The sequence below is a fragment of the Okeania sp. genome (assembly GCF_983059655.1).
In genome coordinates this window covers 1-4,907 of record NZ_CEZPJD010000615.1, presented here as the reverse complement: position 1 = coordinate 4,907, position 4,907 = coordinate 1, and the positions used below count along the sequence as shown (strand labels likewise).

General features: G+C 34.6%; 7 protein-coding genes. 1 reads left to right on the top strand and 6 read right to left on the bottom strand.

Features of this window, described 5'->3' with window-relative positions:
* From AC3DU7_RS25245 to AC3DU7_RS25220, 6 genes are all read right to left on the bottom strand, one after another.
* Positions 1-164, bottom strand: a 164-nt coding sequence (locus AC3DU7_RS25245; RefSeq protein ID WP_488042040.1) for an AAA family ATPase, incomplete at its 3' end; no start/stop codon positions are given.
* A complete protein-coding gene (locus AC3DU7_RS25240) occupies positions 154-348 on the bottom strand; it encodes a hypothetical protein (RefSeq protein ID WP_488042039.1) in 195 nt (64 codons plus the stop codon). The genes AC3DU7_RS25240 and AC3DU7_RS25245, both read right to left, overlap by 11 nt.
* Positions 349-1,016: 668 nt before the next feature.
* Positions 1,017-1,133, bottom strand: a complete 117-nt coding sequence (locus tag AC3DU7_RS25235; RefSeq protein WP_202224502.1) for a photosystem I reaction center subunit VIII — start codon at positions 1,131-1,133, stop codon at positions 1,017-1,019.
* A gap of 164 nt (positions 1,134-1,297) precedes the next feature.
* Positions 1,298-1,780, bottom strand: coding sequence for a photosystem I reaction center protein subunit XI (locus AC3DU7_RS25230; protein WP_488042038.1), 483 nt, complete (start codon positions 1,778-1,780; stop codon positions 1,298-1,300).
* A 198-nt stretch (positions 1,781-1,978) separates the two neighbouring features.
* Positions 1,979-2,692, bottom strand: coding sequence for a TIGR04283 family arsenosugar biosynthesis glycosyltransferase (locus AC3DU7_RS25225; RefSeq protein ID WP_488042037.1), 714 nt, complete (start codon positions 2,690-2,692; stop codon positions 1,979-1,981).
* Between the two features lie 349 nt (positions 2,693-3,041).
* A complete protein-coding gene (locus AC3DU7_RS25220; RefSeq protein WP_488042036.1) occupies positions 3,042-3,656 on the bottom strand; it encodes a TIGR04282 family arsenosugar biosynthesis glycosyltransferase in 615 nt (204 codons plus the stop codon).
* A gap of 364 nt (positions 3,657-4,020) precedes the next feature.
* Between AC3DU7_RS25220 and AC3DU7_RS25215 the strand changes: the two genes are divergently transcribed.
* A partial coding sequence (locus tag AC3DU7_RS25215) for a TIGR04168 family protein (protein WP_488042035.1) occupies positions 4,021-4,907 on the top strand: 887 nt, incomplete at its 3' end.

The following is a 4,907-nucleotide window of genomic DNA, read 5'->3' as shown; positions in this document are numbered from 1 at the left end:
CCGTAAAGACACCATTGAATTGCCTCTAGTATAGATGTTTTGCCAAATCCATTTTGACCAAAAACAATCCAGATTTGCTTATCAGTATTGAGGTTAAATTTTATTTCTTCATTTTGATAACATTTCCAGTTTTTTAGACGAATACTTCTGAGTTTAAGCCCCATAATAAGTATCCTCCATAAATGATTGTGATGAGTCTGTATACCGTTCAATCATTTCGAGTAATTTTGTCGGAGCAGTCTTGCGTTTTTGCTTGAAAATTTCTTTTTTTTCAAGTTCAATTGCTGCTTTAATTAGTTCCAGAGGAATTTCATATTTTTCTGCTAATTCTTGTAGTTTTTCTTCCACTTTTCAACCAGATATTCTTCAGTAAATTTCAACAATATTAGTTATCTTCTACAGGTCAGCACAGATATTCTGTAGTTATTAATTTATTAATTATCACTATAGTGATTCTCATATTAATAGAATACAGTCTTTTTTCTGTATTAAGGTGTTCCCTAAAATCCAATTTTTTTTTACCTCATGTAATACCGGAAATTCTATATACTTTAATCGTAAGCATTCAGCCGTCAGCAATCAGCTATGGCTTTTAGTTTTAGATAAAAAAAAGCTTTATTAATTGAGGCAGAATTTATACTTAACTATAGAATCTGGCGCTCAACAGTCTATAGTCATTAAAACCCCACCATGATAGCTGAGAGCTGACAACTAATAGCTGTTTGCGCAGCATTCCGCAGGAAATACTTACCTTTAATCGAAACACTTTATCGGCAGAAAAGCATTGATATTTATACGGAAAAATCTATATATAAGATAAAAAAAATTTATAATATCTCCGTAATTATACGATTACTTTAATATTCCTAATGCTGACAATTAATAATAGAAAATACTACCAATATTTAACCCCAAAAAACATCAAAAAAAGTGGCGTTTTTGACTCCTGCATTATCAGGAAGATGTTAATACGCCACTTTGTTCAATTAACTTATTTACCTAGTAAAGATAAAAAACTAGGCTTCGCTCTCAATGTAAATGAACAATAAACCCATAACTACAATTGGCATTAACCAAGTAACTACAGGAATTAAAATCCAAGGTAAGTAAGATGCTGCATAAGAACCAGTCATTTCAAATTCTCCTTCAATTACACAATTTCAAAGTAAGTGGTTATCTAATTTAACAAAAAAAATTTGACTTGTTTTTTGTGCAAACTTTAATTGTAATTATTCCAGCATTTGGAACAGGATGTAATTGTAAAAATCAGATTTACATCCTAATTATTAAGAGGTATTTAATTAAATACACCTCGGAAAATAGAGTCTACAATTTCAAAGTTTTCTATTAGGAAGAAAGCCACAACGGCACCACCCATACCACCAATGAAGAAACCACCAGTAAACTGACTCCAACCTTCAGAAGTTTTTAGTGGATCTGCACCTTCAGCACTCTCTCCTTGGAAAGAAACTATGCCATAAGCTGATAGGCAGATAGTGGCAATTAGAATGAGGGCGATCGCAGAAATTAATCCCCCAATGTTAGCAACTGCAGAATCCCTTAATGGACCTAGCTTTGCCCAAGGGCCAATTATGAAATAACCATGGGCCATACCTATTTCTAGGCCACGTAAAATTGGGGATAGACCTTTGCGATAAGCAGGTAGATTACCGATAAATGCTCTGGTAAAGTCAGAATCACTGATTGGAGTAGATAAATGACCAACGAAAGGGTCTCCATTATATGGTTGAACGAATCCTGTATCTGTAGCTTCTGGCATACTTAGCTTTCCTCTGAATTGAAGTTCAAAAATCTTTAGAAGATATTAAGCTCATATTTTACGAGGTAGGTGCATTCTATTCTCAAAATTGGTTTTCAACTTTAAAAAAATTAATCTAAATCTGGTTATTTTTAAAAAAGCGGTCAGCAGTCAGTAGTCAGCAGTCAGTAGTCAGTAGTAAAAGTTTAGAAGGAAATTTCAACTCCTCCGCCTTTTGCCTTCGTTCATACTATGGCTACGATACCATCGTGCTAGTCTTTGTGGAGATACCCCAAGTAGGTAAGCAATAATAACTATTTGATTAATGAAAGTAGTTTTAAGTATTCCTAATTTTTGCCACCGACGGCCAGAAGTAGATACTGGAGTTGGTAAAATTGCTATTTGTCCTCTTTTTTGTAACCGTCGTATCAATTCAAAATCTTCCATAATTGGTATTTCTGGGAAACCACCAATTTCTTGAAAAATGTTGGCTGGGAGAAAAATTCCTTGGTCTCCATAAGGCATTTGCAAATAATGCGATCGCCAATTTACCATTGTTTCAACTATTCGTAAACTTTTTGTTTTTCCTCTAATACTTAATTCAAAAGCACCTGCAATAATTTTCGGTTTGACCAATATATTTTGTAAAAGCTGATCGAAATTTAAAGGTAAAAAGGTATCTCCATGTAGAAATAAAAGAATTTTTCCCCTTGCTATTTTTGCTCCACAATTCATCTGAGTAGCACGACCAGGAATAGAAGAAATAATTTGGATATTTAAACATTTAATCAGCTCAATTGTGCCATCATTACTACCACCATCAACAACTATTATTTCTATATCTTTATCTTTGGCCGTTTGAGCTGTTGAAATTGTTTGGGTAATCGTATTAACTTCATTTAAAACAGGAATAATAATCGAAATACTGGTCATTTCAGTTATCAGTTATCAGTTATCAGTTATCAGTACCGACTGCTAAAGCAGAGGTAAGAAAATACTGAAGTTTATTTTTTTTCATCGGCGTTGCTAATTCTAGGTATGATGCAAGCCCCCCTAACCCCCCAATTTTGGGGGGAATAAAACTCTAAAATTCCCCCTTTATAATCCCCCTCCCGTCCCCTTTGGAAAGGAAGCCAGATGTTGCTGCGCTTTTTGTTGAAGGGGGTATTTAGGGGGCTTGAGCAGAACCAAACAATCGTGCATTCATACTTCAATTCAGCAACGCCTTTTCATCACTATTCAAGCTAGTTAAGTTGAAAATTTCGTGATAATTAAATGTGTATTAGTTAATTTTAAACTGTAATTTTTCTAAGTCTTCTGGACGGTCAATATCAGAAAGCTTGGGTAAATAGTCAATAACTAACTTCAGACTTTGAGCGATCGCTACAGTTTTTGATAATACTTCAGACGTTCCCCAATTAATTCCTTGAAATAATTCTGGAGTAATTTTTCTTAGACCAATTAAATAATAACCCCCATCTGTTGCAGGACCAATTATCACATCAGATTTAGTCAGTTTAGTAAAAGCTTGTAAAATAATTTCAGGGGTTAAACTAGGGCAATCTATACCAATAATTATCACATATTTCATCCCCCGATTAAAAGCAGATTGAAACGCTCTTGCCATACGTTCCCCTAAATCCCCTATACCTTGTTCTTGATATTTTAAATCTGAACCTAACCAATTTTTCATTAATTGAAAATCGCCACCTACAAATCGAACTTCAACAGATAATGAAATTAAATTCAATAATTTATTAGCTTTTTTTACAGTTGTTTCAGTCATTTGACGTTGCAAATTTGCTGCACCTTCAGCCCCCAAAGCAGGTATTAATCGTGTTTTGGTTTTTCCTGGTTCTGGATAGCGAGTAAAAATAATTAGTTGTTGATGTTCCATAGTGATACAATATAAACTAGATTTAAATCTATTTTTGAGAATAAATTTGAGTTCAATTCTACAATAAATAAGTAAACAAAACTTTAGTATAGTTATTCACTATGTCATTTCAGTTATCAGTTATCAGTACCTCTAGCTGTTTGCGCAGCATGACCTAGAAAAGCCTTATGCTTGACATAAGAAATATTCCCTTTTCTCTTGGTCAATTAGATATGGCAGACCGCTGTTTATCCCCTTAAAAGGGGAGCCTTCAAAGCGTGAATTGTTGAATGAATAATTATTAACTATCAGCTCTTAATTATTCATTATTCATTATTCATTATTCGGTAATTCAGAGAAAATCCTATTAGCAAAAAAAGTAAATATGACAGATAATCTAGAAAAATTAAATAAAATTGCCATTGTTGGAGATGTTCACGATCAATGGGAACCAGAAGATGAAATAGCCCTCAAAGATCTAGGGGTTGACTTAGTACTATTTGTGGGAGATTTTGGTAATGAAGCAGTAGAAGTTGTAGAAAAGATCGCTGCTATTGATATTCCTAAAGCAGTAGTTTTTGGCAATCACGATGCTTGGTATACCGCAACAGAATGGGGCAGAAAACAATGCCCTTATGACCAAACTCAAGAAGACAGAGTGCAGCAACAAATAGATTTATTTGGAGAAGCTCATGTAGGTTATGGAAAGCGAGATTTTCCAGAGTTAGACTTGACAGTTATTGGGACTCGTCCTTTTAGTTGGGGAGGTCCAGAATTGAAATATCAAGATTTTTATCGGGAAAGATTTGGGGTCAATAGTTTTGAGGAATCTACTAATTTAATAGTGAAGGCAGTAGAGAATGCAATGTGTAATAACATAATCTTTCTTGGCCATAATGGACCTACTGGTTTGGGAGATGCTCCCGAAGATCCAGTTGGACGTGACTGGAAACCCAGAGGAGGAGATTTCGGCGACCCTGATTTTAAGGATGCCATTGTAAAATCTCGACAATTGGGTAAGAAAATTCCTTTAGTGACTTTTGGTCACATGCACCATAGATTACGACATACTCAGGAAAGATTGCGTAAGCGTACTGATGTAGATAGCGAAGGGACATTATATTTGAATGCAGCAAGTGTGCCACGCATTATGGAAAATGAGGGCCAGAAAGAACGGAATTTCTCAATTGTATCTATGAAGGCAGGTATAATATCTCAAGCTGCTTTGGTTTGGGTTGGCCATGATTTTACAGTAGTTTCTGAAGAAATTTT